The 459-nt window shown below is 54.5% G+C and carries 1 pseudogene; it reads right to left on the bottom strand.

What is annotated here, in order from left to right:
- Positions 1 to 459 (bottom strand): annotated as a pseudogene (locus BFF42_RS20690) (IS3 family transposase); the annotation flags it as partial.

Raw genomic sequence — 459 nt, 5'->3', positions numbered from 1 at the left:
GCATCCAGCACGAATGTCGTCTCCATGGACGATGAGACCCGCCACCCCACAATGTATCCGGCAAACACATCAATGATGAACGCCACATAGACGAAGCCCTGCCATGTGCTGACGTAAGTAAAATCAGCTACCCACAGCTGGTCAGGTCGTTCTGCCACGAACTGACGGTTTACGCGGTCGCCTGCGGCAACGGCTTTCCGGCTGATGGTCGTACGGACCTTTTTACCCCGGAGAACACCGGCAAGTCCCATAACCGCCATGAGACGTGCCACAGTGCATCTGGCCACTCTGATACCTTCCCGTAACAACTGACGCCAGACTTTACACCGTATACCTTGTGATTTTCATCGTATACGCGCTGTATCTCTTTCTTCAGCCAGTCATCGCGCTGCGCACGGGCACTGCGTTTATCCGGATGATGTCGCTGTTGCTGACAGTGGTAATACGTTGACGGGGCAA

The organism is Shigella sp. FC1661 (assembly GCF_001712525.1).
Taxonomy (GTDB): Bacteria; Pseudomonadota; Gammaproteobacteria; order Enterobacterales; family Enterobacteriaceae; genus Escherichia; species Escherichia coli.
Note: the sequence above shows the minus strand (reverse complement) of the source record. Positions and strands in the feature narration are given on the sequence as shown.